Origin of the sequence: Cellulosimicrobium protaetiae (assembly GCF_009708005.2) — a bacterium.
In the GTDB taxonomy this organism is placed as follows: Bacteria; Actinomycetota; Actinomycetes; order Actinomycetales; family Cellulomonadaceae; genus Cellulosimicrobium; species Cellulosimicrobium protaetiae.
Window position 1 is genome coordinate 1,880,233 of sequence record NZ_CP052757.1, and the last position, 26,620, is coordinate 1,906,852.

General features: G+C 74.0%; 25 protein-coding genes. 11 read left to right on the forward strand and 14 right to left on the reverse strand.

The window, feature by feature from the left end; all coding sequences use genetic code 11:
- Positions 1-11 precede the first annotated feature (11 nt).
- The gene (gene secA / locus FIC82_RS07950; protein WP_168731618.1) at positions 12-3,059 is read left to right on the forward strand and encodes a preprotein translocase subunit SecA; all 3,048 of its coding nucleotides are present in this window, start codon (positions 12-14) and stop codon (positions 3,057-3,059) included.
- Between the two features lie 102 nt (positions 3,060-3,161).
- Here secA and FIC82_RS07955 read toward each other — a convergent pair whose 3' ends face one another.
- Positions 3,162-3,758 carry an Rv3235 family protein gene (locus FIC82_RS07955; protein WP_154798192.1) on the reverse strand — a complete coding sequence of 199 codons (597 nt, stop codon included), beginning with the start codon at positions 3,756-3,758 and terminating at the stop codon, positions 3,162-3,164.
- A gap of 30 nt (positions 3,759-3,788) precedes the next feature.
- A complete protein-coding gene (locus tag FIC82_RS20835) occupies positions 3,789-4,829 on the reverse strand; it encodes a LysM peptidoglycan-binding domain-containing protein (RefSeq protein WP_154798193.1) in 1,041 nt (346 codons plus the stop codon).
- A 168-nt stretch (positions 4,830-4,997) separates the two neighbouring features.
- Between FIC82_RS20835 and FIC82_RS07965 the strand changes: the two genes are divergently transcribed.
- On the forward strand, positions 4,998-5,537 hold the full coding sequence (locus FIC82_RS07965) for a hypothetical protein (protein WP_253691599.1): 540 nt from the start codon (positions 4,998-5,000) through the stop codon (positions 5,535-5,537).
- A gap of 95 nt (positions 5,538-5,632) precedes the next feature.
- Here FIC82_RS07965 and FIC82_RS07970 read toward each other — a convergent pair whose 3' ends face one another.
- Entirely contained in the window at positions 5,633-5,848 is a 216-nt protein-coding gene (locus tag FIC82_RS07970) for a helix-turn-helix domain-containing protein (RefSeq protein ID WP_154798194.1), read from the reverse strand.
- 126 nt (positions 5,849-5,974) lie between these two features.
- On the opposite strand from FIC82_RS07970, the gene FIC82_RS07975 reads away from it, so the two are divergent.
- From FIC82_RS07975 to FIC82_RS07985, 3 genes are read left to right on the forward strand one after another with little or no spacing between them, the layout of a single operon-like run.
- Entirely contained in the window at positions 5,975-6,679 is a 705-nt protein-coding gene (locus FIC82_RS07975) for a hypothetical protein (protein ID WP_154798195.1), read from the forward strand.
- On the forward strand, positions 6,676-8,049 hold the full coding sequence (locus tag FIC82_RS07980) for a CpaE/TadZ family protein (protein WP_154798196.1): 1,374 nt from the start codon (positions 6,676-6,678) through the stop codon (positions 8,047-8,049). Before FIC82_RS07975 ends, FIC82_RS07980 begins: the two co-directional genes overlap by 4 nt.
- Positions 8,050-8,053: 4 nt before the next feature.
- Complete coding sequence (locus FIC82_RS07985) at positions 8,054-8,584, forward strand: DUF6912 family protein (RefSeq protein ID WP_154798197.1); 531 nt, start codon at positions 8,054-8,056, stop codon at positions 8,582-8,584.
- A 39-nt stretch (positions 8,585-8,623) separates the two neighbouring features.
- Here the strand turns inward: FIC82_RS07985 and hisN are convergent, their stop codons facing one another.
- The 5 genes from hisN to FIC82_RS08010 all read right to left on the reverse strand — a co-directional run bounded on the left by hisN (position 8,624) and on the right by FIC82_RS08010 (position 13,386).
- A complete protein-coding gene (hisN, locus tag FIC82_RS07990) occupies positions 8,624-9,418 on the reverse strand; it encodes a histidinol-phosphatase (protein ID WP_154798198.1) in 795 nt (264 codons plus the stop codon).
- Positions 9,419-9,522: 104 nt separating this feature from the next.
- Positions 9,523-10,593, reverse strand: a complete 1,071-nt coding sequence (rsgA, locus tag FIC82_RS07995) for a ribosome small subunit-dependent GTPase A (RefSeq protein WP_154798199.1) — start codon at positions 10,591-10,593, stop codon at positions 9,523-9,525.
- Positions 10,593-11,948 (reverse strand): 3-phosphoshikimate 1-carboxyvinyltransferase, encoded by a 1,356-nt coding sequence (gene aroA / locus FIC82_RS08000; RefSeq protein ID WP_154798200.1) that lies wholly within the window; start codon positions 11,946-11,948, stop codon positions 10,593-10,595. Before aroA ends, rsgA begins: the two co-directional genes overlap by 1 nt.
- Positions 11,949-12,020: 72 nt before the next feature.
- Complete coding sequence (locus tag FIC82_RS08005; protein WP_154798201.1) at positions 12,021-12,713, reverse strand: DoxX family membrane protein; 693 nt, start codon at positions 12,711-12,713, stop codon at positions 12,021-12,023.
- A 127-nt stretch (positions 12,714-12,840) separates the two neighbouring features.
- Positions 12,841-13,386 carry a ferritin gene (locus FIC82_RS08010; RefSeq protein ID WP_154798202.1) on the reverse strand — a complete coding sequence of 182 codons (546 nt, stop codon included), beginning with the start codon at positions 13,384-13,386 and terminating at the stop codon, positions 12,841-12,843.
- A gap of 265 nt (positions 13,387-13,651) precedes the next feature.
- Here FIC82_RS08010 and FIC82_RS08015 point away from each other — a divergent pair, with 265 nt between their 5' ends.
- Both FIC82_RS08015 and rsrA read left to right on the forward strand, forming a co-directional pair.
- Positions 13,652-14,371 (forward strand): sigma-70 family RNA polymerase sigma factor, encoded by a 720-nt coding sequence (locus FIC82_RS08015; RefSeq protein ID WP_253691601.1) that lies wholly within the window; start codon positions 13,652-13,654, stop codon positions 14,369-14,371.
- A complete protein-coding gene (rsrA, locus tag FIC82_RS08020) occupies positions 14,368-14,703 on the forward strand; it encodes a mycothiol system anti-sigma-R factor (protein WP_253691603.1) in 336 nt (111 codons plus the stop codon). The genes FIC82_RS08015 and rsrA overlap by 4 nt, the downstream gene beginning before the upstream one ends.
- 100 nt (positions 14,704-14,803) lie before the next feature.
- Here the strand turns inward: rsrA and FIC82_RS21335 are convergent, their stop codons facing one another.
- On the reverse strand, positions 14,804-14,878 hold the full coding sequence (locus FIC82_RS21335; RefSeq protein ID WP_099052597.1) for a 50S ribosomal protein bL37: 75 nt from the start codon (positions 14,876-14,878) through the stop codon (positions 14,804-14,806).
- Between the two features lie 224 nt (positions 14,879-15,102).
- Between FIC82_RS21335 and FIC82_RS08025 the strand changes: the two genes are divergently transcribed.
- From FIC82_RS08025 to FIC82_RS08035, 3 genes are all read left to right on the forward strand, one after another.
- Positions 15,103-16,026 carry a DUF4097 family beta strand repeat-containing protein gene (locus tag FIC82_RS08025; RefSeq protein WP_154798204.1) on the forward strand — a complete coding sequence of 308 codons (924 nt, stop codon included), beginning with the start codon at positions 15,103-15,105 and terminating at the stop codon, positions 16,024-16,026.
- Entirely contained in the window at positions 16,026-16,625 is a 600-nt protein-coding gene (locus tag FIC82_RS08030) for a PadR family transcriptional regulator (protein ID WP_154798205.1), read from the forward strand. The genes FIC82_RS08025 and FIC82_RS08030 overlap by 1 nt, the downstream gene beginning before the upstream one ends.
- Before the next feature lie 77 nt (positions 16,626-16,702).
- Entirely contained in the window at positions 16,703-17,506 is an 804-nt protein-coding gene (locus FIC82_RS08035; protein ID WP_154798206.1) for a DUF4097 family beta strand repeat-containing protein, read from the forward strand.
- A 70-nt stretch (positions 17,507-17,576) separates the two neighbouring features.
- Here FIC82_RS08035 and FIC82_RS08040 read toward each other — a convergent pair whose 3' ends face one another.
- Both FIC82_RS08040 and FIC82_RS08045 read right to left on the reverse strand, forming a co-directional pair.
- A complete protein-coding gene (locus FIC82_RS08040) occupies positions 17,577-18,200 on the reverse strand; it encodes a GDSL-type esterase/lipase family protein (RefSeq protein WP_154798207.1) in 624 nt (207 codons plus the stop codon).
- A 92-nt stretch (positions 18,201-18,292) separates the two neighbouring features.
- Positions 18,293-19,207 (reverse strand): aldose 1-epimerase family protein, encoded by a 915-nt coding sequence (locus tag FIC82_RS08045; protein ID WP_253691607.1) that lies wholly within the window; start codon positions 19,205-19,207, stop codon positions 18,293-18,295.
- A gap of 108 nt (positions 19,208-19,315) precedes the next feature.
- Here FIC82_RS08045 and FIC82_RS08050 point away from each other — a divergent pair, with 108 nt between their 5' ends.
- Complete coding sequence (locus FIC82_RS08050) at positions 19,316-20,311, forward strand: aldo/keto reductase (protein ID WP_154798208.1); 996 nt, start codon at positions 19,316-19,318, stop codon at positions 20,309-20,311.
- A 189-nt stretch (positions 20,312-20,500) separates the two neighbouring features.
- On the opposite strand, the gene FIC82_RS08055 is transcribed toward FIC82_RS08050, so the two are convergent.
- The 3 genes from FIC82_RS08055 to FIC82_RS08065 all read right to left on the reverse strand — a co-directional run bounded on the left by FIC82_RS08055 (position 20,501) and on the right by FIC82_RS08065 (position 26,564).
- Positions 20,501-24,289: a multifunctional oxoglutarate decarboxylase/oxoglutarate dehydrogenase thiamine pyrophosphate-binding subunit/dihydrolipoyllysine-residue succinyltransferase subunit gene (locus FIC82_RS08055; RefSeq protein ID WP_253691609.1), complete on the reverse strand. Its 3,789-nt coding sequence runs from the start codon at positions 24,287-24,289 to the stop codon at positions 20,501-20,503.
- Positions 24,290-24,678: 389 nt separating this feature from the next.
- The gene (locus FIC82_RS08060; RefSeq protein ID WP_154798209.1) at positions 24,679-25,887 is read right to left on the reverse strand and encodes a sensor histidine kinase; all 1,209 of its coding nucleotides are present in this window, start codon (positions 25,885-25,887) and stop codon (positions 24,679-24,681) included.
- On the reverse strand, positions 25,884-26,564 hold the full coding sequence (locus FIC82_RS08065) for a response regulator transcription factor (RefSeq protein WP_168732236.1): 681 nt from the start codon (positions 26,562-26,564) through the stop codon (positions 25,884-25,886). Before FIC82_RS08065 ends, FIC82_RS08060 begins: the two co-directional genes overlap by 4 nt.
- Between the last annotated feature and the right edge of the window lie 56 nt (positions 26,565-26,620).

Consider the following 26,620-nt stretch of genomic DNA (forward strand, 5'->3'; position numbering starts at 1 on the left):
GGGAGTCCTGCGTGCCTTCGATCCTCGACAAGGTCCTTCGCATCGGCGAGGGCCGGATCCTCAAGAAGCTGTCCGGCATCGCCGACCAGGTCAACAAGCTCGAGCCGGGCTTCGAGGATCTCACCGACGAGGAGCTGCGCGAGGAGACCGACCGCTTCAAGGCGCGCCTCGAGGCGGGCGAGACCCTCGACGACCTCCTCCCCGAGGCGTTCGCCGCGGTGCGCGAGGCGTCGCGCCGCACGCTCGGCCAGCGCCACTTCGACGTCCAGCTCATGGGCGGTGCCGCGCTGCACCTCGGCAACATCGCCGAGATGAAGACCGGTGAGGGCAAGACCCTCGTCGCGACGACGGCCGCGTACCTCAACGCGCTCGAGGGCAAGGGCGTGCACGTCGTCACGGTCAACGACTACCTGGCGAAGTACCAGAGCGAGCTCATGGGCCGCGTCTACCGCTTCCTGGGCCTGACGACCGGCGTCATCCTGTCCGGCCAGACGCCCGCGCAGCGCCGCCAGGAGTACGCCGCCGACATCACGTACGGCACGAACAACGAGTTCGGCTTCGACTACCTGCGCGACAACATGGCGTGGTCCACGGACGACCTCGTGCAGCGCGGCCACCACTTCGCGATCGTCGACGAGGTCGACTCGATCCTCATCGACGAGGCGCGGACGCCGCTCATCATCTCGGGTCCCGCGTCGGGCGACACGAACCGCTGGTTCGGCGAGTTCGCGAAGGTCGTGCGGCGACTGAGCCAGGGGTCCGACTACGAGGTCGACGAGAAGAAGCGCACGGTCGGCGTGCTCGAGCCGGGCATCGAGAAGGTCGAGGACTACCTCGGCATCGACAACCTCTACGAGTCGCTCAACACCCCGCTCATCGGGTTCCTCAACAACGCCATCAAGGCGAAGGAGCTCTTCAAGCGCGACAAGGACTACGTCGTGCTCAACGGCGAGGTCATGATCGTCGACGAGCACACGGGGCGCATCCTGCCGGGCCGCCGGTACAACGAGGGCATGCACCAGGCCATCGAGGCGAAGGAGGGCGTCCAGATCAAGGCGGAGAACCAGACCCTCGCCACGATCACGCTCCAGAACTACTTCCGCCTGTACTCCAAGCTCTCGGGCATGACCGGTACCGCCGACACCGAGGCGGCCGAGTTCCAGGGCACGTACAAGCTCGGCGTCGTGCCGATCCCGACGAACCGGACGATGCAGCGCGTCGACCAGGCGGACCTCGTGTACAAGAACGAGGAGGGCAAGTTCGACGCGGTCGTCGCGGACATCGTCGAGCGCCACGCGCAGGGCCAGCCGGTGCTCGTCGGCACGACGAGCGTCGAGAAGTCCGAGCTGCTGTCGTCCAAGCTGAAGAAGCAGGGCGTGCCCCACGAGGTCCTCAACGCGAAGCAGCACGAGCGCGAGGCGTCGATCGTCGCGCTCGCGGGCCGCAAGGGTGCCGTCACGGTCGCGACGAACATGGCCGGCCGCGGTACCGACATCATGCTGGGCGGCAACGCCGAGTTCATGGCGGTGGCCGACCTCGCGGCACGCGGGCTCGACGCCGCGGAGCACCCGGAGGAGTACGAGGCCGCCTGGCCCGACGCGCTCGAGAAGGCGAAGGCCGCGGTCGCGGCGGAGCACGACGAGGTCAAGGATCTCGGCGGCCTCTACGTGCTCGGCACGGAGCGTCACGAGTCGCGGCGCATCGACAACCAGCTCCGCGGTCGTTCCGGTCGTCAGGGCGACCCGGGCGAGTCCCGGTTCTACCTGTCGATGCAGGACGACCTCATGCGCCTGTTCAACTCGACCCTCGCCGAGTCGATGATGAACCGCGCCGGGTTCCCCGACGACGTGCCGCTCGAGTCGAAGATGGTCACGCGCGGCATCGCGAGCGCGCAGGGCCAGGTGGAGTCGCGCAACTTCGAGATCCGCAAGAACGTCCTCAAGTACGACGACGTCCTGTCGCGCCAGCGCACCGTCATCTACGACGAGCGTCGCCGCGTGCTCGAGGGCGAGGACCTGCAGGAGCAGGTGCAGCACTTCCTCACCGACGTCGTCACCGCGTACGTCGAGGGCGCCACCGCCGAGGGCAACCCGGAGCACTGGGACCTCGAGGGGCTGTGGACCGCGCTCAAGGCCGTCTTCCCGATCTCGATCACGGTGGACGAGGTCGTCGAGCAGGCCGGCGGCGAGACGCGCGTGACGAGCGAGATGCTGCTCGAGGAGATCCTGTCCGACGCGCGCATCGCCTACCAGAACCGCGAGGAGCAGCTCGGTGCGGCGAACATGCGCCAGCTCGAGCGGCGCGTGACGCTCTCGGTCCTGGACCGCAAGTGGCGCGAGCACCTCTACGAGATGGACTACCTCAAGGAGGGCATCGGCCTGCGCGCGATGGCCCAGCGCGACCCGCTGGTCGAGTACCAGCGCGAGGGCTTCCAGCTCTTCCAGGCCATGACGGAGGCCATCAAGGAGGAGACGGTCGGCTACCTCTTCAACCTCGAGGTCAAGGTCGCGGAGCCCGGTGCGGCCGACCCCGCCCAGTCCCCGGCGCTCTCCGCGGCGGCGGCGGCGCAGGCCGCCCAGTCCGCTGCGGGCCAGGCGCTCGGCGGCGCCGCGGGTGCGGCGTCGGCAGGCGCTGCCGCGGGGCTCGCGGCAGCTGCCCAGCAGGCCGCGGCGGCCGCCGCCCCGGTCGAGGACTCGACGACCGAGGACGCCCCGGTGCAGGACGCGCCCGTCGAGGACGCCCCGGCCGAGCCGGAGCCCGTGACCGCCCCCGCGGCGTTCGGCGGCCCTGCCGGCGATCGCCCGGGCACGCTCATCGCAAAGGGGCTCGACGGTCCGGACCGGCAGGTCCCGCTGTCCTACAGCGCTCCGAGCGAGGACGGGACGGGTCAGGCCGTCGTCTCGGGCGACGCGAGCCGTCGGTCGCGCCGCGCCCTGCACGGCGAGGCGAGCGCGGTCGAGAGCGACGGCCGGACGTTCCCCGGCACGCCGCGCAACGCGCAGTGCCCGTGCGGCTCCGGCAAGAAGTACAAGGTCTGCCACGGTCAGAACGAGGAGTGATCCTCACCCCGTCCGGCCCAGGCCGTGACGGGACGACGACGGCGGGGCTCCCTGAGCGGGGAGCCCCGCCGTCGTCGTCCGGACGCAGCCCGGGCCGGGCGGTCACCCGATCTCGAGCGCCACGACGCGCCACGCGCCGCGGCGTGCCTCGAGGCGTGCCGCCGCGGCCCGCACGCGGTCGCCGTCCTCGACGACGACCGTCCCCTCCGCGACGCCCTCGCCGATCCTCAGTACCCGGGCACGCAGGACGGCGGCCGGCCGGGTCGTGGTCTCCCGCGGTCCGTCGGCGACGATGCGCGCACGCCGGGCGAGGGTCTCGTAGATCTCGGGAGAGACCCAGCGGGCGAGCTGGCTCACGGTGCGCTCGCCGCGGAGCACCTCGACGGCGGCACGCACGACGGCGCAGCACAGCGCGGTCGGGTCGGGCAGCGGGACCGGGGAGGTCGGCGGCGCGAGAGGGCGGCCGCGGACGACGTGCCGCGGCACGGTCGCGCCCGGGTCGGTCAGGTCGACGGCGGGTGCGGCCCGCTCGCCGACGCAGCGCAGGAGACGTGCCCGTGCGTCGGCCGGGACGCTCGTGGCGCGCACGGGACGGGTGCGCGTCGAGCTCGGCTCCCGGTGGCGCGGGGAACGGTCGGTCGTGGTCCGGGCGTCGACGTCGTCCTGCAGCGGGACGTCGGTCAGCAGGGGAGCGGTCATGGTCGGGCTCCTTCGTCGAGCGGATGGCCGTCAGGCGGACGGTGCGGCGAGCACCTGGCCGGGACGGATGAGGTCCGGGTCGTCGCCGACGACGTCGGCGTTCGCCACGTACCAGCGCTGCACCGCCGTGGCCACGTCGGCGTCGGCAGAGCCCGGGGGCAGTTGCCGCGCCGCGATGGACCACAGCGAGTCCCCGCGCAGGACGACGACCTCGCGGGGCACGCCGTCGGTGTCGTCGACGGCAGCGCGGGAGACCGACAACGCCGCGTCGCGCGACGCGGTCGGCTCTACCGACAGGGCGACGTCGCCCGACGCGGACGCCGAGCCGAGGCCGGTCCGCCCGGCGTCGTCCGCCGAGGTCGGGGACGGTGCAGCGGGTGCAGCGGGTGCAGCGGGTGCAGCGGGTGCAGCGGACGCGGCGGTGGGCACGTGGGCAGGTGCCTGCGCGGGGGGCGCCTCGGAGGTGGCCCCTGGGGATGGCGAGGTGGCGGTGTCGTCCCCCGGGGCAGGGGTCGCCGGAGCTTCCTCGTGCGTCCGGGGCGGCGTCGGGGCGGTGGCCGTGCCGTCGGCCGGGGCGCCGGTCGTGGCCGGGGCCGGCGCGTGGTCGGCTCCCGGGGCGTCGTCCGGCGTGAGGGCCGAGCTCTGCCACCCGAGATCGACGGCCACGACAGGTTCCGCGTCCGGCGCCGGTGCGGCGTGCGCGGTGCCCGCGCCGAGGACGAGGCCCGCACCGACCGTGAGCCCGACCCCGACCCGGGCGGCCCGGCGGACCACGGCCGGGGCCGCCCGAACGACGAGGCGCTCGCCGGCACCCCAGGACCGCCCCAGCGAGCGCGCGGCGACGCACGCGAGACCCAGCAGGGCGCTGCCGCCGACCCACGCCGCGGTCGACGCCCCCACGGCGAGGGCGAGGAGCTCGAGGTAGGGCTCCGCGCGACCGGTGGTCAGGGACGTGGCGACCTGGATGCCGCGCAGCGCGAGCACCGTGACGGCGGCGCTCATGGTGACGAGCAGGACGAGGAGGACGGCGAGCCCCCCGGCTCGTCCGGGTACGGCGGTGCGACGCTTCATCTGTGCCCCCTGCCTGTCGCTGTCGAGCGACAGTCATTGATGTCGTTTGATGCTGTTTGATGTGTCCGAGGCGATCTAAGCGTGCCTGGGGGTGGCCTGTCCAGAGGGTCTTCTCGTGATGTGGACGTGCCCGGGTCCCGAGGCGCCGGGCACCGCTACGGTGTCCGGGTGCGATGGGACGCCCTCTTCGACGACCTCGCGGCCCAGCTCGCCGCGGCCCGGTCGCAGGACCGGTCCGTCGCGGTCGCGGACCTCACGCGCGCGGAGCACGCGACCATCTCGCTCGTCGAGCGGCTCCGGGGTGCGCCCGGTGCGGTCACGCTCGAGCTGCGCGACGGCTCGACCGTGACGGGCGCGCTGCGCGACGCGGCGGACGAGTGGGTGCTCGTCGGGGAGTCCCGGCGTCAGCACCTCGTCCCGACGGGGGCGATCTCTGCTGTTCTCGGCCTGGGCCGGCACGCGGAGCCCGCGCGCTCGGCGCGAGCGGCCCGGCTGGGTCTCGGGCACGCCCTGCGCGCGCTCATGCGCGACCGCCGGCCGGTCCAGGTGCGGACGCCCGCGGGCACCTTCCCGGGCTGGGTCGCGCGCGTGGGCAAGGACCACGTCGACCTCGAGGTGTCGCCGGGAGTCGCGCACGGGTCGCGGGTCGTCCCCTGGTCCGCGGTCCTGTGCGTCAGCGACACGGAGACGGGGCACGTGCCGAGGTGACGACCGGGCAGGGGGAGCTCGCGGAGGACGACCGACGGACCACCGGGCGGGTGGAGGCGCATCCGACGGGGCGACGGCGGCGCGCCGCCGAGCGGTCAGCCGTCGAAGTCGCCGGCCTCGATGCGCTGGCGCGTCTGCGCGTACATCCGCTGGATGTAGGCCTCGAGCTCGCTCACCTCGACGCGCCACTGACCCCGGCCGCCCACCTGGATCGCGGGCAGCTCCCCGGAGCGCACGAGCGCGTACGCCTGCGCCGCGGAGATGTTCAGCTCGTCCGTGACGTCGGCGAGGGTGAGGAACCGCTGGGTCATGGCGTCAGTCTGGCACGCGAGCCACGCGCACCGGTGCTCGTCCACAGGCCTCTGCGCGCACGACGCGGACCAGGGATCATGAAGCCGCGGCACGGCTGACGTGCCGGACCACCGAGGGGGAGATCGATGACGACGACTGTGGGGCGACGACCCGAACCGGTCGTGACGACGGCACCGCCGGTCGCGCGACTGAGACGACCGGGCTGGAAGGACCCACGGCTCCTCGTGGGGATCGTCGTCGTGGCGCTGTCGGTCGCGCTCGGCTCGTGGGCTGTGAGCGCGGCGAGCCGAACGGTCGCCGTGTTCGCGGCCGGGTCGGCATTGACCCCCGGGACCGCCGTGACGGCGTCGGACCTGCGGACCGTCGAGGTGCGCCTCGGGTCTCAGACGGACCGCTACCTCCTCGCCGAGGAGGGGCTCCCGGACGACACCGTCGTGCTGCGGACCGTCGGAGAGGGCGAGCTGCTCCCGGCCTCGGCCCTCGGTGCGGCGACGGAGCTCGCGGTGCGCGCCGTCGCGGTGCCGGTGGCGACCGGGCTCTCCGAGCGGATCGTGGCCGGTGCGGCGGTCGACGTCTGGTACGTCCCGGGGCAGGACGACAGCGCTCCCGTGGCCGACGACGACGTCGCCGACGAGGGCTCGAGCGCGGAGCCGGAGCTGCTCGTCGGTGGTGTCGACGTCGCCCAGGTCGACGAGGGCGACGGGTCGCTCGTCGTGGGCGGTCCCGTGACGGTCCACCTCCTCGTCGGCGTCGACGACCTCCCCGCCGTGCTGGCCGCGGTCGCGGGCGAGGGGACGATCGCGCTCGTCCCGGTCGGCGGTGCCGGATGAGCGGCGCGACCACCCTGGTGACCGTCCTCTGCGCGGTCCGCGGGGCGCGCGAGGCCGACGTGGTCACGACCCTCGGCGCGAGCGGGCTCCAGGTCACCCGCAGGTGCGCGGACGTCGTCGAGCTGCTCGCCGCCGCGGCCGCGGGCGCCGGGCGCGTCGCCGTGGTCTCGTGCGACCTCCCGGCGCTGGACCGCCAGGTCGTGGCGGACCTGCACGCGCACGGCGTGCGGATCGTCGCGCTCGCGCCGCCGGGGACGTGGGAGGAGGGCAGGCTGCGGGCCTTCGGGGTCGACGCCGTCGTCGACGTGGACCCCGCACCCGACATCCTGCGCGACGCGGTCCGCGCGGTCCTGCCCGAGCGGTCGACCGACGGCGGGGCGCCCGGAACCCCCGGGCGCCCCGCCGGCACGGGCTCGGCGGGACTCGTCCCGGAGCGGCGCCCCGGGCGGGTCGTCGCCGTGTGGGGCCCGACCGGTGCGCCCGGCCGCACGACGGTCGCGACGAACCTGGCGGCCGAGCTCGCGGGGGCGACGCCGGCGCGACGCGCACCGCACCGCCGCGGGCGCCGGCGGACGGACGTGGTCGCCCCGGCCACGGTGCCGCCGGCTCCCGACGCGGAGGTCCTGCTCGTCGACGCGGACACCTACGGCGGGAGCGTCGCCCAGCGGCTCGGACTGCTCGACGAGTCGCCCGGACTGGCGGCGGCCGCCCGCAGCGCGGGCCAGGGCGTGCTCGACGCCGCGGGCCTGCTCGCCCTCGCCCCCTCGGTCGTGGCGCGCCTGCGGGTGCTCACCGGCCTGACCCGGGCGGCGCGCTGGCCGGAGCTCCCCGGGGCGTCGCTCGACGCCGTGTGGGAGGTCGCACGCTCGGTCGCGGACTGGACGGTCGTGGACTGCGGGTTCGGCATCGAGCGCGACGAGCCGCTGACGTACGACACGCGCGCGCCCCAGCGCAACGACGCGACGCTCAGCGCGCTCGCCGCGGCGGACGTCGTGGTCGTCGTCGGAGCGGGCGACCCCGTCGGGCTCCAGCGGCTGGTCCGCGGGCTCGACGAGCTCGCCGAGGCGGGCACGGCCGTGGGCGCGTCGCGGCTCGTCGCGGTGAACCGCGTGCGCGCGAGCGTGGTCGGCCCCCGGCCGGAGCGTGCCGTGCGCGACGCGCTGGCGCGCTACGCAGGGGTGGAGGACCTGCACGTCGTCCCCGAGGACGGCGCCGTCGACCTCGCGCTCCGCGAGGGGCGCACGCTCGTCGAGGTGGCACCGACGAGCCCGGCCCGGCGCGCGCTCGCGCGTCTGGCCGCGGACGTGCGCGAGGCCGTGCCGTCCGGGCGTGGTGCGGCGCACGGTGCCGTGCTGGAGGCGGCACACTGAACCCATGCGCATCTACCTCCCCGCGACGCTCGACGAGCTCGACGCCGTCACCGTCACCGCCGACGCCGCCCGCTGGACCGTCGCCCCGCGGGGCGCCCACGCCGTGACGGCCGCGCTGACGCGCGCGCTGCCCGACGAGGACGAGGAGGGCCTGGAGTACGCGGCGGCGCTCGAGGCGGCGGACGACTCGCTCGCGCTCGTCGCGGCGCGCCCGGACGCGCCGCGCCAGCGGCTCGTCGTCACGGTCGAGGTGCCCGACGGCGCGGTGCAGGTCGTGGGCGCCGACGACTCCGACGACGAGGACGCCCCCGCACCCAGCGCGGTCGAGGTCCTGCGGACCGTGACCGACGTCGCGATCGTGTGCGTGCACGTCGACGAGCCCGAGGCGGTCGCGGACGTCGAGGCGGTGCTCGCCGCTGCCGACGACGACGGTCCCGACGCCGACGCCGCGCTCGACGCCGCGATCGACCGCGTGGGCGAGCGCGACCTGCTCTGGTACGACTGGTCGGAGCTCAAGGACGTCCCGCGCGGCTGACTAGGTCGCGCCGCGCCGTCGCACGGCGCGGCGGGGTGGTCAGCCCAGGCGGCCCAGCACCTCGTCGTGCAGGAGGCCGTTCGTCGCGACCGCGTCGCCGCCCCACGGGCCGTCGGCGCCGTCGAGCGACGTGAAGCGGCCGCCGGCCTCGGTGACGATCGGGACGAGCGCCGCCATGTCGTAGAGCTCGAGCTCGGGCTCGGCCGCCGCGTCGGCAGCGCCCTCGGCGACGAGCATGTACGACCAGAAGTCGCCGTACCCGCGCGTGCGCCACGCGTCGCGCATGAGGCCGAGGAACGGGTCGAGCTTCCCGCGCTCCTCCCACCCGGAGAGCGACGAGTAGGCGAGGGACGCGTCGGACCACGACGAGACGCCCGAGACCTGCAGCCGCGTCGCCGCGGCGAGCGACTTGCCCGTCCACGCGCCGGTGCCCTTCGCCGCCCACCAGCGCCGCCCCAGCGCGGGTGCCGAGACGAGCCCGACGACGACCTCGTCGCCGTCGGCGAGCGCGATGAGCGTCGCCCAGACGGGGACGCCGCGCACGAAGTTCTTGGTCCCGTCGATCGGGTCGACGATCCAGCGCCGCGCGCCGTGGCCCGTCTCGCCGAACTCCTCGCCGACGATCGCGTCGCGGCCCCGCGCCCGGCCCAGCTGGCCGCGGATGATCTCCTCCGCGGTGCGGTCGGCGTCGCTCACGGGCGTCGAGTCCGGCTTCGACTCGACGTGCAGGTCGAGCGCCTTGAACCGGGACATCGTGTGCGCGTCGACCTGGTCGGCGATCACGTGGGCGAGGCGCAGGTCGTCGTCGTAGCCGCGCGTCGAGGGGGGAGTCATGGCTCACACCGTAGCGGTGCGGGTCCCGGTGGGGGAGTCGCCGCGCGGGCCTCGCGCGGGGGCGGTGCGGTGCCGGGACGGTGCGGCGCCGGGGTGGTGCGTGCTCAGGCCGCGCCGGTGCGCGACGCGAGCACGCGGCGGAACGACTCGAGCCGGGCGGCACGCGCGGCACGGGTCTCGTCGTCCGGTGACGTCTCGACCCAGTCGTCGAGCGCGCAGTCCGGGGCGTCGTCGAGGTGCGTGCACCCGCGCGGGCAGTCCGCGGCGACGGCGTCGAGGTCCTCGAACGCGCGCAGCAGGTGCTCGACCTGCACGTGCGCGAGCCCGAACGACCGCACGCCGGGCGTGTCGATGACCCACCCGCCGCCCGGCAGGCGCAGCGCGACGGCCGACGTCGACGTGTGGCGGCCGCGCCCCGTGACGTCGTTGACGTGGCCCGTCGCGCGCTGCGCGTCCGGGACGAGCGCGTTGACGAGGGTCGACTTGCCGACGCCCGAGTGCCCGACGAACACCGACGTGCGCCCGGCCAGCGCCTCGCGGACCGCCCCGAGAGGCTCGATCGCCCAGCCGTCCGGCGCCAGGCCGTCCGGCGCGCGGCGTGTCACGACGACGGACACCCCGAGCGGCTCGTACAGCGCCCGCAGGGGTCCCGGGTCGGCGAGGTCCGCCTTGGTGAGGCACAGGAGGACGTCCATGCCGGCGTCGTACGCGGCGACGACGCACCGGTCGATCATGCGCGTGCGCGGCTCCGGGTCGGCGAGAGCGGTGACGATCACGAGCTGGTCGGCGTTCGCGACGACGACCCGCTCGTACGGGTCGGTGTCGTCGGCCGTGCGCCGCAGGACCGACGAGCGCTCCTGGATCCGCACGATCCGGGCGAGCGTGCCGTCGTCGCCGCTGACGTCCCCCACGAGGTCGACCCGGTCTCCGCAGACCACCCGCGTGCGGCCGATGTCGCGGGCCTTCATCGCGACCACCGTGCGCTCCTCACCGGCCGCGACGTGCTCGTCCTGGTCTCCTCCGCCGACGAGCAGCGTGTAGCGCCCCCGGTCCACGCCCGTGACGAACCCCGTCACCGCGTCCGCGTGCTCGGGCCGCTGCTTGGTGCGGGGCCTGCTGCCGCGCTTGCCGGGGCGCGAGCGGAAGTCGGACTCGTCCGGGACGCGGCGCGCCATCAGCGGGCCGCCGCTCCCGTGCCGGATCCGGTCCCGCCCCCGAGCATGCGCTCCCACATCCCCGCGAACCCGGGCAGCGTCTTGGCCGTCGTCTCGACGTTCTCGATGCCGACCCCCGGGACGCGCAGGCCGATGACGGCCGCGGACGTCGCCATGCGGTGGTCGTGGTAGGTGCGGAACAGCGCGCCGTGCAGCGGGCGCGGCGTGATGACGAGGCCGTCGCGCGTCTCCTCCGCCTGCCCGCCGAGGCGCGTGATCTCGGTCGCGAGCGCGGCGAGCCGGTCGGTCTCGTGCCCGCGCAGGTGGGCGATGCCGCGCAGGCGGCTGGGGGAGTCGGCGAGGGTGGCCAGCGCCGCGATCGTCGGCGCGAGCTCGCCGGCGGCGTGCAGGTCCACGTCGACGCCGCGCACCTCGCCCGTGCCCGTCACGGACAGCACGTCGCCGTCGAGGGACGCGGTGGCGCCCATGGACTCGAGCAGCTCGGGGACCATCGCGCCGGGCTGGGTCGTCGCCGTCGGCCAGCCCGTGACGCGCACGGTGCCGCCCGCGACGAGCGCGGCCGCGAGGAACGGCGCGGCGTTCGACAGGTCGGGCTCGACCTGCACGTCGCGCGCCGCGATCGGGCCCGGCTCGACCCGCCAGATCGCCGGCCGCGAGTCGTCGACGACGACGCCCACCTCGCGCAGGACCGCCACCGTCATCTCGATGTGGGGGATGCTCGGCAGCGTGTGGCCGATGTGCCGCACGGTGAGGCCCTGGTCGTAGCGTGCCGCGGCGAGCAGGAGCCCGGAGACGAACTGGCTCGACGCCGACGCGTCGACGTCGACCGACCCGCCGCGCACCCGGCCGCGGCCGCGGATCGTGAAGGGGAGCGTCGTCGGCAGCCCGTCGCCGTCGCCCTCGACCGGGACGTCGAGCGCGCTGAGCGCTGCGAGCACCGGGCCCATGGGGCGAACGCGCGCCTCCGCGTCGCCGTCGAAGCGCACCGCGCCGTCGGCGAGCGCCGCGAGCGGCGGGAGGAAGCGCATGACGGTGCCCGCCAGGCCGCAGTCGACCTCCACCGGCCCGCGCAGCGCGCCGGGCGTGACGAGCAGCTCGCTCGGCGACGCCCCCTCCTCGACGGCGACCCCCAGCGTGCGCAGGGCGGCGATCATGAGGTCCGCGTCGCGGCTGCGCAGGGCGCCGCGCAGCGTCCCCGGCCCGTCCGCGAGCGCGGCGAGCACGAGCAGCCGGTTCGTCAGCGACTTCGAGCCCGGGACCTCGACCGTCGCGTCGAGCGGCCCGTCCGCCGTGGGCGCGGCCCAGCCCTGGTCGGCGGAGGGGGGCACGGGCGCGGCGGAGGGCGTGGTCGTCATGGCCTCCAGGCTAGTGGAGGCGCACCGTCCGACGGCGGACGGTCCCGCCGGACGGACGGGTCGCCTCCGGTGTCAGGCGACCTTCGCGCGGACCGCGGCCTCGGCGTCGTGCACGGCACCCGCGGCGAGGCTGGCAGCGTGCTCGGCGGCCTCCTGCGCGGCCTTGGTGGCACGCCTCGCGGAGCGGGCCGCCTCCTTCGCGGCGTCCTTCGTGGAACGCCCCGCCTCCTTCGCCGCGCCCCGCACCGAGGACGAGACATCCTTCACGGCGCCCTTCGTGCCCGCGACGACGGCCCCCTGCTTCGCCTGCCGGGCGAGCGCGAGGTCGTGCCGGGCCTTCTCGAGACGCCACTGCACGCCCGGGCGGCCCTCGTAGTCCGCGCCCGCGATGAGCGCCGCCCCGATGGCCCCGACGTTCGCGACGAACTTGCGCGTGCGCTCGGCGCGCGTCGCCTCGCCGGACGTGAAGGGCTGGTTGACGACGGCGAGCGGGACGGTGAGCGCGGCGAGCGTCAGGGCGGCGGTGCGGGGAGCCTTCCCGACGGCGAGGAACAGCCCCGCGACCGCGGTGGCTGCCCCGTGCGCACGCACGAGCGCCGTGACCTGCTTCTCGCTGAGCGGGGCCTCGATGCCGGCGCTCTTCTCGACGAGCTCGACGCCCGAGCGCGCGGCTCGCACGTGCTCGGCGGGCTTGAGCGCGGCCTGGACCCCGTCGTAGACGAACCACGAGGCCAGCATGGGCCTCGCGAGGTGACGCAGCAGCATCGGTTCTCTCCTCATCGCCGGTGACTCGCCGGTGTCCGCCTCGGGCGTCCGCCGGTCGGTCCCAGCCTGCCGCGCCGGTCGGGACGGCGCCACCCACGGGCCGTGAGGCCCACGTCACGACGGCTCGTCAGAGCGCACCGCCGGCGGCCTCGGGCGCGTCGGCCGACTCGCCGGAGTCGCCGATCGTCTCGCGCGCGACGAAGTTCTCGAGGTCGAACAGGTTGTCGCCCGCGCGCTGCGCCACGGTGAGCAGCGTCGTCGCGGACGCGACCTCCTCCACCTGCTCCTTGAGGAACCACAGGAGGAACTGCTCGCCCAGGGCGTCGCCCTCCTCGCGCGCGGCGCGGAAGATCGCCTCGATCTGGGCCGTGACCTGCTTCTCCTGGTCGAGCGCGAGGCGCAGGGGCTCGACGACGTCCGCGAAGTCGTTGCGGACCGGTCCGGAGCCGGGGATCTCGACGGGCAGGTCCCGGTCGAGGTGGTACTGCACGATCATCATCGCGTGGTTGCGCTCCTCCACCGACTGCCGGTAGAAGTGCGCGGCGAGCTGCGGCAGGTCGTGCGCGTCGAACCACACGGCGATCGCGATGTACTGCTGGTGCGCGTCGAGCTCGTGCCCGACCTGCTCGCGCAGCAGGGTGAGGAAGCGGGACGGGGTCTGCGAGGTCGTCATGGCGCCACGCTAGCGACGCCGCGCCCACCGCGCGCCCGGGGCCGCGCCGGGATCGCCCGACGGCGGCCCGTGCGGCGGGAATGCGCGAGGGCGTACTCGGGTTGCACCACTCGTGACCGTCGTGCTCGATACCTCCGCACCCGCTGCCCGGGCCGCGTCGTCGACCCGCGAGGCGTCGACGACGGACGCGGCGTTCGCCGCCGCGTGGTCGGCACCGGTCACGTCACCGGACACCCAGACGAACAGGGGACTAGGCTCGTTGTTGATGACAGAGCGAATCTCCGGCAGCGACGTCTCCGGCAGCCCCGCGACGACGTCGGGAACGACGCCGGTCGAGGGTACGGCGCTGCCCGCGGACGCCACCGACGCCGAGGACACGAACCGCGCGCCGCGGGCCGAGAGCGACGCCGAGCGCGCCGCGCGGTTCGAGCAGGACGCGCTGCAGTACCTCGACCAGCTCTACTCCGCGGCGCTGCGCATGACGCGCAACCCGTCGGACGCCGAGGACCTGGTGCAGGAGACGTTCGCGAAGGCGTTCGCGGCGTTCCACCAGTACCGGCCGGGCACGAACCTCAAGGCGTGGCTGTACCGCATCCTCACGAACACGTTCATCAACACCTACCGCAAGAAGCAGCGCGAGCCGCAGCAGGCCCAGACGGACGACGTCGAGGACTGGCAGATCGCGCGCGCCGCGTCGCACACGTCGCAGGGGCTGCGCTCCGCCGAGGCGGAGGCGCTCGACCGCCTGCCGGACTCGGACGTGAAGCGCGCGCTGCAGGAGCTGCCCGAGGACCGACGCATGGTCGTGTACTACGCGGACGTCGAGGGCTTCCCGTACAAGGAGATCGCGGAGATCATGGGGACACCGATCGGTACGGTCATGTCCCGCCTGCACCGAGGCAGGCGCCAGCTGCGAGAGCTGCTGGCCGACTACGCCGCGAGGCGAGGACTGGTGGGGGCCAAGAGCCCCGGAGGTGAGTCGTGAGCACGTCGGAGAACCGGAACCCCGGGAACGTCCCGGTCGCGGAGTCGGTGACGCCCATCCCGCACTCGACCGCGGGGGAGTCCGAGTGCGAGCACGCGCTCACGCACCTCTACGAGTACCTCGACTCGGAGATGACGCCGGACGACGAGCTGCGCATGCGTGCGCACGTCGCGCACTGCTCGCCGTGCCTCGCCGAGCTGAGCGTCGAGGAGCTCGTCAAGCAGCTCGTGCGCCGCTCGTGCCACGAGAAGGCGCCCGCGGGGCTGCGGGAGCGCATCCACACGCAGCTCACCGTCATGGTCACGACGACGACGGTCGTGGAGACCCGCTGAGAACCCCGTCGTCGTCCGCCACCGCACGACGACGAGAGAGGGCCCGGACCGACGACGTCGGTCCGGGCCCTCTCGGCATCCCCCGCAGGGGTGCGTCGGCTCAGGCGTTGGGGCGCTTGCCGTGGTTCGCGGCGTTGCCCTTGCGGCTGCGACGCTTGCGTCCGCGCTTGCTCATGGTGTTCTCCTGACGGTCGGGGAGGGTTGCCGGTCTCGGCGGTTCTCGACGTGGAACGACCGGTCTCGGCTGTCCAGTCCGCCTCCCATGGTCCCACACGTGACCCCTTGCCAGGCCCGAGCACGCGATATATCGTGTTGGTAAACGAGATATATCGCGAGTGTCGCCGCCACGTCCGGGCCGTCGTCCGGCCCCGCGGCGCACCGACCAGGACGGAGCGCGGGATGACGCAGGAGACCTGGACCGTCACCGGTCCGCAGGCCATCGACCTCGCGCGCGTGACGGCGCTCGACGCGACGGTCATCGGTGGGCGCCTCGACGTCGTCGCCCACGACGACCCGACGCGCACCGACACGCGCGTCGAGGTGCACTCGGTCGTCGGTCGCCCCTTGGAGGTACGCCTCGACGGCACCACGCTCCGGGTCGGCTACGGGTCGTTCGTCGCCGGCTGGAAGGGCTTCCTCGAGCGGTTCCGCACGTACACCGGGAAGGACGCGGCCGACGTGCACGTGGCCGTCCCGGCGACGACGGCGGTCAAGGTCGCGACGGTGCAGGGCGAGGCCCTCGTCGCGGGCGTGCGCGACGGCGCCCGGCTGGCGACCGTCTCCGGCTCCGTGATGACGAGCCGCACGCGCGGCGAGCTCCGTGTCGACACGGTCTCGGGGGAGGTGTCGGCGAGCGAGCACGACGGCGCGGTCCGCATGGACTCCGTGTCCGGCGGGCTCACGGCCACGGGCGCGCTGCGCTCGCTGCGGCTCGACTCGGTCTCGGGTTCCGTCACCGTCGACACCCGCACGACGCCGTCCGAGATCACCGTGAGCGCGGTCTCCGCCGACGTGCTCGTGCGCCTGCCCGACCCGGACGCGATGGACTACGCGATCCGCTGCGTGAGCGGGCGCCTCCTCGTGGACGGCGCGGAGCAGCGCGGGTCCGCGCGCTCGTTCCACCAGCCCGCACGGCACGGGAAGGGCTCGCCGGTCCGGGTCTCCGCCGTCTCCGGCGACGTGACCGTCCTGCGCGGGGCGCCTGACGGGACCCCGTGGGACGGGAACCCGGTCGAGGACGCCCCCGCCGACGCGGACGCCCCCGCGTGGGGGAGCCCGGGAGCCGGGAGCGCCGCGCCGTCGAGCGGACCGGTGGACCGCTGATGGCCACGGTCTTCGCCCACGGCCAGCTCCGGCTCTACCTGCTGGCGCTGCTCGACTCCGGGCCCAAGCACGGCTACGAGCTCATCACGGAGCTCTCGGACCGCTTCGGGGGCACGTACCGGCCGAGTGCCGGGACCATCTACCCGCGTCTCGCGCGGCTCGAGGACGAGGGTCTCGTGCACCGCAGCGCGGACGGTCGCAAGACGACGTACGAGCTGACGCCGGCCGGCCGCGCGGAGATCGAGGCGCGCCGCGACGACGTCGCCGCCCTGGAGCACGGCATCGCCGAGACGGTGCGGCAGCGGGCCGAGGCGCTGCGCGCCGACGTGCAGGGGTCGCTCCAGGGCCTGCGGGCCGAGCTCGCGGCCGCCGCCCAGACGGCGCGCGCGCGGCCCCGCGAGGGCGAGCCCGACCCGCGTCGTCGCGAGTCCTACGCGTGGCGCATGGAGGCCGAGGCCGTGCTGCAGCGCTTTCGCGAGGACGTGCGCGCGGACCTGCGCCGGGCCGACGCCGCGAGCGTCGTCTCGGAGCTCACGGTCGACACCTTGCGCACCGTCCTCGACAGCGCGCGCAAGGCCGTGCGAGCGACGCTGCCCTGACCGACGATCACGAGTACCCCTCGACGAACGACACAGCACCGAACCCCCGAACCACGGAACCGAACGAGGAGAAGCGCATGAGCACCGAGTCCTGGGTCATCAACGCCCCCCAGACCGTCGACGTCGCCGACGTCCGGCGCGTCGTCGTCCAGCTCACGGACGGCGCGGTCGACGTCGTCGCCGACCCCGCGCGCGAGGCCGGGGCCCACCTCTACGTCAGCGAGGTGTCCGAGCGTCCGCTCCAGGCGAGCGTGCACGACGGCGAGCTGCGCGTCGGCTACGACTTCGCCGGCGTCGAGGGCCTCGTCGAGCGGGCGAAGGGCCTGCGCGACAAGGACCGCGCCGTCGTGCGCCTGACGGTCCCCGCCCACGTGCCGGTCAAGGTGACGACGGCGCGTGCCACCGCGAGCGTCCTCGGCACGCAGGCGGACCTGTCCGTGACCACGGCCACGGGCGCCGTCCGGGTCCAGGGCGTGTCGGGCACGGCGTCGATCAAGACGGCGACCGGCGCGGTCGACGTCGGCGAGCACGTCGGCGACGTCCACGTGAGCACCGCGTCCGGGGCGGTCACGCTCGGCGGGACGCTCGGCCGGGTGTCCGTGAACACCGTGACGAGCGGCGTCGAGGTCGTCGCGCGCGAGAGCACCCCGCTCGTCGACGCGCGCACCGTCTCGGGCGACGTGGCCGTGCGCCTCGGCGCCGGCTCGCCGGTCAACCTCAAGGCCCGCAGCGTCACGGGCAAGGCGGTGCTCGACGGCGTGCGTCTCGACTCCTCCGCGCAGCGCACGACGTCGGTCGACCACGTCGACCAGCCGGGCGCCGGCGGTGCGTACGTCTCGGCCAACACCGTCTCGGGCGACCTCACCGTCTCGCGCGGCTGACTCACCGACGACGACGGCCCGTCGCCCCGGGATCGCTCCCGGGCGGCGGGCCGTCGTCGTGCGCGAGGCGTCAGACCGTGTCGTCGGGCAGGCCCAGCCAGGCGTGCCAGCCCGTGTGCAGCACGAGCCAGGCCATGAGCCCGTAGCCCGCCTGACCGGGGAACCCGTTGCCGCTCTGCGCGAGGTCCGCGAGCCACTGCTCGTGCGTGACGAGCGGGCTGAACGTGTCGACGTACGGCACGCGACGCCGGTTCGCGACGTCCGAGAAGGCGTGCGAGAGCTCGGCGAGCCGCTCGGCGTCCCGGGCGTGACCGGGCGGGGGTCCCACGACGAACGTCGGCAGGCGGTGCGACTCCGCGACGTCGAGCACGTTCGCGAGGTTGAGGCGCGAGCGTGCGACCGAGAGCCCAGCGTCGAGGTCGTGGCGACCGAGGCCGATGACGAGGCGGTTGTCCACGTCCGGCTCGGGCGCGAACCGCCGCGCCGTCTCCGCCTCCCAGCGCTGGCTGAGCGCCGTCGTCGTCTCGCCGGGGATGGCCAGCGGGAACACGTACGCCGGCTGGGGGAAGCGCGTGCGTGCGACGACGCGCCCCGCCCACCCCAGTGCCTTCGCGTCGCCGACGCCGGCGCTCAGCTCGTCGCCGACGACGCAGATCCGTACCTCACGACTCACCGCGTCTTCCACGGGCGACATTCTCCCCGACGCGGGCCCCGCCGGTCGATCCGGTCGGGCGCCGACGGCGTGTCCAGCCGGGCATATCGGACGGACCGCCCACGGCTGTCGGTTCAGAGCAGCGTCGCGCCCCACGTGACCTCGTGCGAGGCGCCCGGTGCGAGCCGGACGAGGCGCTCGCCGGTGCGGAACGCGTCCGCGATGCAGCTCATCGGCTCGGCGGCGACGCCGGACCGGCGGAACGCGACGTCCCCGACGTGGTCGCCCGTGCACACCTGCCACGTGTCCATCGAGCCGTCCATCCAGACGGCGGCCGTCCGGCCGTCGGGGGCCCCGAGCCGCATCCAGGACAGGCCGTCGGCGTCGCGCAGCACGTCGACGTAGGCGTCGTCCAGGTCGACGCCCGCGAGCAGGCGCGGCTCGCGCAGGTCGAAGCTCCCCGCGGCGGGCTCGGTGCCCGTGGGCAGCAGCCGGTCGTCGGTCGTGACGCGGGTCGCGGCGTCCAGGCGCAGCGTGCACTCGTCGAGGTTCGCGCCGTCCGCCGAGAGCCACGGGTGGAAGCCGATGCCGTACGGCGCGGTCGCGACGCCGACGTTCGTCGTGCGCACGTGGACGCGCAGCCCCGCGTCGTCGAGCGAGTAGGTCACGCGCGTCACGAGGTCGAACGGGTAGCCGGGTGACGGCGGCAGGTGCAGCTCGAGCGTCGCGTACGAGGCCTCGTGCTCGACGACGACCCAGCGCTGCCAGCAGGTGAGCCCGTGCAGCGCGGTGGAGCGGCCGGGCTCCGACACGGGCACCTGGTACGCCGTGCCGTCCACCTCGTACGCGCCGTCGCGCAGCCGGTTGGGCCAGGGGAGCAGCACGGCCCCGTTGAACGCGGGCGCGACCTCGTCCTCGGCGAACGGGGTGAAGACGGGCCGGTCGCCGACCGCGTACTCGCGCACGGCCGCTCCCACCTCGGTGATCGTCGCTGCGTGCTCGCCGTGGGCGATGCGGACCTGGGTCCCCGAGGGGGCATGGGTGTTCACGCTCACATACGGTACTCGGCGTGCGCGGGTGCGCGATGCGCGCTCGGCAGTCAGACTCGGTGCCCGGGTGTGTCTCCCGGCGTACCCGACGCAGCACGAGGAGGAACGATGGAACGACAGGTGCTCGGACGCACGGGACGGCTCGTCTCGGTCGTCGGACTGGGAACCTGGCAGCTCGGCGCCGACTGGGGCGACGTGAGCGAGGACGACGCGCGCGCCGTCCTCGACGCCTCCGCCGCGGCCGGCGTGACGTTCTTCGACACCGCGGACGTCTACGGCGACGGCCGCAGCGAGCAGATCATCGGCGGCTACCTCGCGGACAACCCGGGCCACGCGATCACCGTCGCGACGAAGATGGGGCGCCGCGAGGCTCAGGACGCGGACAACTACACGCTCGCGAAGTTCCGCGAGTGGACCGACCGGTCGCGCCGCAACCTGCGCACCGACCGTCTCGACCTCGTTCAGCTCCACTGCCCCCCGACGGCGGTCTACTCGCGCGACGAGGTCTACGACGGCCTCGACACCCTGGTCGCTGAGGGCGCGATCGCGAGCTACGGCGTGAGCGTCGAGACCGTCGACGAGGCGCTCACCGCGATCGCGCGCCCCGGCGTCGCGACCGTGCAGATCATCCTCAACGCGTTCCGTCTCAAGCCGCTCGACGCCGTCCTGCCCGCCGCGTCCGCCGCCGGGGTCGGCGTCATCGCTCGCGTGCCGCTCGCGTCCGGCCTGCTGTCCGGGAAGTACACGAAGGACACGACGTTCGCGGCCGACGACCACCGCACGTACAACCGCGACGGGAGCGCGTTCGACGTCGGCGAGACCTTCTCGGGCGTCGACTTCGAGACCGGCGTCCAGGCGGCCGGCGAGTTCACCACGCTCGTGCACGACGTCGTCGGGCAGGACCTCACGCCCGCCCAGGTCGCGATCGCGTGGGTCTGGCAGCAGCCCGGCGTGTCCACCGTGATCCCCGGTGCGCGCAGCGTCGAGCAGGCACGGGCCAACGCCGCGGCCGGGGACGCGGACGTCCTCGGCCCGCTCTTCACCTCGGGTGTGCGCGAGATCTACGACGAGCACCTGCGCGCGAAGATCCACGACCGCTGGTGACCTGCGAGATCGGCCCGGACGTCGCCGGATCGACCCCCTGAGGGCGATCTCGGAGGCCCGGGCCGATCTGGCGACCGGCCGGCGGTGGACGTCACCGTCGCCCGGGCGACCGTGCCGCACGCACCGACGACGAAGGCCCCCTCCGCGACGGAGGGGGCCTTCGTCAGGTCAGGGCCGGAGGCCCGGACGTCAGCGGGCGAACGCCTGCTCCAGGAGCACGGCCTGCTGGGCCTGGTGCTTCTTCGCCGTGCCGGCCGCGGTCGACGCCGACGCCGGGCGCGAGACGACGCTCACGCGCGGCAGGTCCTCGGGCAGGTTGATGTGCACGAACGACCAGGCGCCCTGGTTCTCGGGCTCGTCCTGGACCCACACGACCTCGGCGCCCGGGTACTTCGCGAGCTCGGCCCGGATGCCGTCGACGTCGAGCGGGTAGAGCTGCTCGAGGCGGACGAGCGCCACGCCCTCGTCGCCGCGCTTGGTGCGCTCGGCGAGGAGGTCGTAGTACACACGGCCCGTGCTGAGCAGCACGCGGTCGACCTTCGCCGGGTCGGCCGTCGCGTCCGCGATGACGGGCTGGAACGTGCCGGTCGTGAAGTCCTCCACGCTCGACGCGGCGGCCTTGAGACGCAGCAGCTGCTTCGGCGTGAAGACGACGAGCGGACGCCGCGGGCGCGCGTACGCCTGCTGGCGCAGCAGGTGGAAGTACGACGCGGGCGTCGACGGCTGCGCGACCGTCATGTTGTCCTCGGCGGCCAACTGGAGGAACCGCTCGATGCGCGCGGACGAGTGGTCCGGCCCCTGGCCCTCGTAGCCGTGGGGGAGGAGCATGACGACCGAGGAGTACTGGCCCCACTTCTGCTCGGCGGACGAGATGAACTCGTCGATCACCGTCTGGGCGCCGTTGACGAAGTCGCCGAACTGCGCCTCCCACAGCACGAGCGCGTCGGGGCGCTCGACGGAGTAGCCGTACTCGAACCCGAGCGCGGCGTACTCCGACAGCGACGAGTCGTAGACCCAGAACTTGGCCTGGTCCGCCGACAGGTACAGCAGCGGCGTCCACTCGGCGCCCGTCTCGCGGTCGTGCAGGACGGCGTGGCGCTGCACGAACGTGCCGCGGCGCGAGTCCTGACCGGCGAGGCGCACCGGGGTGCCCTCCGCGAGGAGCGAGCCGAACGCGGCGAGCTCGCCGAAGCCCCAGTCGATGCCGCCCTCGACGGACATCTGCCGGCGCTTCTCGAGGAGCTGCGCGAGCTTGGGGTGGACGGTGAAGCCCTCCGGCGGCGCGACGTGCACCTGGCCGACGCGCTCGAGGACCGAGCGGTCGATCGCCGTCTTCCAGCCGACCATCGTGCCGGCGTCCTCGAGCTGGGACTCCGGGCGCTCGAGGCCGGCGACCGGCTCGCGGTCGGCGGCGGGCGTGAAGCCGCCCTCCTTGGTCTCCGTGAAGACCCGCTCGAGCTGGGCCTGGTAGTCCTGGAGGACGTGCTCGGCCTCCTCGAGCGTGATGTCGCCGCGCGCGACGAGGTTCTCGGTGTAGAGCTTGCGCACCGAGCGCTTGGCCTCGATGAGGTTGTACATGAGCGGCTGCGTCATCGAGGGGTCGTCGCCCTCGTTGTGACCGCGGCGGCGGTAGCAGATCAGGTCGATGATCACGTCGCGGTCGAACTGCTCGCGGAACGCGAAGGCCAGCTCCGCGACGCGCACGCACGCCTCGGGGTCGTCGCCGTTCACGTGGAAGATCGGGACCTGGTAGCCCTTGGCGACGTCGGTCGCGTACGTCGTCGAGCGGGACGACGACGGACCGGTCGTGAACCCGACCTGGTTGTTGATGATGACGTGCACGGTGCCGCCCGTGCGGTACCCGCGCAGCTGCGCGAGGTTGAGCACCTCGGGCACGACGCCCTGGCCTGCGAAGGCCGCGTCGCCGTGGATGAGGATCGGCAGGACGGAGAAGCCGTCGCCGCCGAGGTCGATGCGGTCCTGCTTGGCGCGCACGATGCCCTCGAGCACCGGGTCGACCGCCTCGAGGTGGGACGGGTTGGCCGCGAGGTAGACCTTCGTCGTCGCCCCGCTCTCCGCGGTGAAGACGCCCTCGGTGCCGAGGTGGTACTTCACGTCGCCCGAGCCCTGCACGCTCTTCGGGTCGAGGTTGCCCTCGAACTCCGCGAAGATCTGCGCGTAGCTCTTGCCCGCGATGTTGGCGAGCACGTTGAGGCGGCCACGGTGGGCCATGCCGATGCCGACCTCGTCGAGGCCGTTCTCCGCCGCCTTCGACAGGATGGCGTCGAGCAGCGGGATCACCGACTCGCCGCCCTCGAGCGAGAAGCGCTTCTGCCCGACGAACTTCGTCTGGAGGAACGTCTCGAACGCCTCGGCCGAGTTGAGGCGGCGCAGGATGCGGAGCTGGTCCTCGCGCGGCGTGCGGGCGTAGCCCGACTCGAGCCGCTCCTGGAGCCACTTGCGCTGCGTGCGGTCGGCCAGATGCATGTACTCCACGCCGACGGTGCGGCAGTAGGAGTCGCGCAGCAGGCCGAGGATGTCGCGCAGCGAGGACTTCGACTTCCCGCCGAACCCGCCCGTGGGGAACGTCCGGTCCAGGTCCCACAGCGTCATGCCGTGGTTCTGGATGTCCAGGTCGCCGTGCTTGCGCTGGCGGTACGCGAGCGGGTCGGTGTCCGCCATGAGGTGGCCGCGGGACCGGTAGGAGTGGATGAGCTCCGCGATCTTCGCGGGCTTGGCCGCCTCGATCTCGGCGTCCGTCGTGTTGTCGCGGACCCAGCGCACCGGCTCGTACGGGATGCGCAGCGCGGCGAACACGCGGTCGTAGAAGCCGTCCTCGCCGAGGAGCTTCTGCGACAGGATCCGCAGGAACTCGCCCGACTGCGCGCCCTGGATGATGCGGTGGTCGTAGGTCGACGTGATCGTCAGGACCTTCGAGATGCCCAGGCGCGCGAGGCGCTCGGTCGAGGCCCCAGCGAACTCGGCGGGGTAGTCCATCGCGCCGACGCCGATGATCGTGCCCTGGCCGGCCATGAGGCGCGGGACCGAGTGCACGGTGCCGATGCCACCCGGGTTGGTCAGCGAGATCGTCGTCCCGGCGAAGTCGTCGACGCCGAGCTTGCTCCCGCGCGCCCGGCGCACGAGGTCCTCGTAGGCCGCCCAGAACTGGGCGAAGTCCATCGTCTCGGCCTTCTTGATGCTCGGCACGAGGAGCTGGCGCGACCCGTCCGGCTTGGCCAGGTCGATCGCGAGACCGAAGTTGACGTGCGCGGGCTGGTTCACCGCGGGCTTGCCGTCGAGCTGCGCGTAGCTCGCGTTCATCACCGGCATGTCGCTCAGCGCCTCGACGAGCGCGAACCCGATGAGGTGCGTGAACGAGATCTTGCCGCCGCGGCCGCGCGCGAGGTGGTTGTTGATGACGATGCGGTTGTCGACCATGAGCTTGGCCGGCACCGCGCGCACCGACGTCGCCGTCGGCACCTGGATGCTGGCCTCCATGTTCGTCACGACGCGCGCGGCGGGGCCACGGAGCTTCTGCACGTCGTCCGCGGCGGCCTCGGCCTCGGCCACCGGGGCGCCCGCGACCTTGCGCGCCGGCACCTGGGCGTACGGCGCGGTGGCCGGCTGCGCGGTCGCGACGGGACGCGTCGCCCGCACGGCCTCGGCGGCCGCGTTCACCTCGGGGTCGGCGGGGAGCTTCGGGGGCTTGACGCGCTGCGCCGCCTCGGCCGCGGCGGACCCGTCCGTCGCGGCGGCGGGCGCGGCGGGTGCCGGCGCGGCCGGTGCCGTGGGCGCCGGGGCGGCGGACGCGGCACCGTTCACCGGCGCCGCGGGGGCGTCGGCCGCGGGGGCGGACTCGGCGCGCTCCGCCGGGCGGTAGTCCTCGAAGAAGTCCCACCACGCGGGGTCCACCGCGTTCTTGTCCTGGAGGTACTGCTCGTAGAGCTCGTCGACCAGCCACTCGTTCGCTCCGAACACGGAGCTTGCGTCGCTGATCGCCTCTGACTCAGCCTTCGGGGACACGCGAGGATCGCCCACTTTCACACAGGTCGCTGTCGGTCACGGTCTGCGAGCGACGAACGCACGCGAGAGCGAGGCGTCCGACGTCGGCACAGACCCGGTCCGGATCCCGGACCACTCCAGCGTAGGCCCTCGGCGACGGCCCAGCGGGCCGCGCGGGGCGTTCCGTCCCCGCCTGTTCGCGGGTTCTTCACGCCACGTCTGGGCAAGGCAAACGCGACGCCACGCATCGATGGTCGGAGGGCAAGATCGCGGAATTCCACGCCATACCGAGGTATCCGACCGTCGCGGTGTGACGGATCTCACGCGGGATGGTGCGGTTCCCGGCCCGCCGGGAACCGCGACACTCACGAGGCCTCTGCGTGCCCGGTCCCGTCGTCGGTACCGGGTCCCGGAAGGTCGGGCAGGGCGTCGGGGTGCGCCGGGAGCGTGACCCGCATCGTGGCGCCGCGGCGCGAGTCGGCCACCTCGATCCGTCCACCGTGGAGGTCGACCGCCCACCGGACGATCGCCAGGCCGATCCCCGTCCCGCCCGTCGACCCTCCGGTCGTCGTGTGGGTGCCCGTCGCGCTGGCCCGCGCGAAGCGCTCGAAGATGCGCTCCCGGTCCTCCTTCGCGATCCCCGGACCCTCGTCCACGATCTCGAGCACGACGTCGTCGTCCACGGGGTAGGCCTCGAGCCGGATCTCGCCGCCCTGCGGGCTGTGGCGGATCGCGTTCTGCAGCAGGTTCGTCACGACCTGGTGCAGGCGCTCCCGGTCCGCCTCGAGCACGAGGTCCGGCGGCGTCACGTCGACGACGTAGCGCAGCTGCTTCCCGGCCTCGACCATCGACACGCCCTCGGCGTTCTCCTCGAGGAAGTCGCCGACGTCGATCTCGGTGATGTTGAGGGCGGCCGCCCCGGCCTCGATGCGCGAGAGGTCCAGGAGGTAGGAGACGAGCCGCGTGAGCCGCTCGGTCTGCGCCAGCGCCATCTCCATCGTCGCGGGCGTCGGGGGCGTCACGCCGTCGACGACGTTCTCGAGCTGCGCCTGGAGCGCCGCGACGGGGGTCCGGAGCTCGTGCGAGACGTTCGCGATGAGCTCGCGTCGCACCTGGTCGCTCGTCGCGAGGTCCTCCGCCATGACGTTGAACGCGACCGCGAGCTGGCCCACCTCGTCGCGGCTCGTCGCGCGCACGCGGCGGGTGTAGTCGCCGTCGGCCATCGCGCGCGCCGCCGCGGTCATCTCGCGCAGCGGGGACGTCATGCCGCGCGCGAGGAGCTGGGTGAGCAGCAGCGACAGGACGATCGCGAGCGGGAACGTGCGGGACGGGCCGAGCTGGTTCTGCAGCCCGATCCACGTGATGAGCACCGCCAGCGTCACGGTCGCCGCGACGAGCACGCCCAGCTTGATCTTCAGCGAGCGGAACGAGTCGAGCGGCCGGACGTCGGGCAGGTGCGGGCGGATCGCGTGCGCCCGGTGGACGCCGTTGCGCCCCGGTGCCGGGTTCGTCGGCCCGACCGCGGGCCGGGCCGGGCCCGCGCCGTCGGCAGGGTCGGCGGGGGAGGGGGTCATCCGGCGGGCGGCTCGAACGCGTAGCCGACGCCGTGCACCGTGCGGATGAGGTCGGCGCCGAGCTTGCGGCGCAGCGCCTTGATGTGCGAGTCGACGGTGCGCGTCCCGCTCGCGTCGGCCCAGTCCCACACCTCCGCGAGGAGCCGCTCACGCGTGAGCACGGTCTTGGGCGAGCTCGCCAGCATGACGAGGAGCTCGAACTCGGTGGGCGTGAGGTGGACCTCCTCGCCCGCGCGGTAGACGCGGCGCTGGGCCTTGTCGATCGTCACGTCGCCCACCGTCATCGGCGGGTCGGACGGTGCGGTGCTCGCGGCCTGCGTGGCGCGGTCGACCCGGCGCAGGAGCGCCTTGATGCGCGCGACCAGCTCGCGCATCGAGAACGGCTTCGTCATGTAGTCGTCGGCGCCCACGCCGAGGCCGATGAGCATGTCGGTCTCGTCGTCGCGCGCGGTGAGCATGAGGATCGGGACGGGCTGCTCCGCCTGGATGCGCCGGGTCACCTCGAGGCCGTCGATGCCGGGCAGCATGACGTCGAGCACGATGACGTCCGGGCGCAGCCGGGTCGCGGCGTCGACCCCCGAGAGACCGTCGCGCGCGACCTCGACGCGCCAGCCCTCTGCGCTCAGCCGCTGCGCGATCGCGGTCGCGATGGCCGGCTCGTCCTCGACGACGAGCACCGTGGCCGCCTGCTGCGGGGTCCCGCCGGTCAACGGCGCCGTCGTGGGCACGGGCC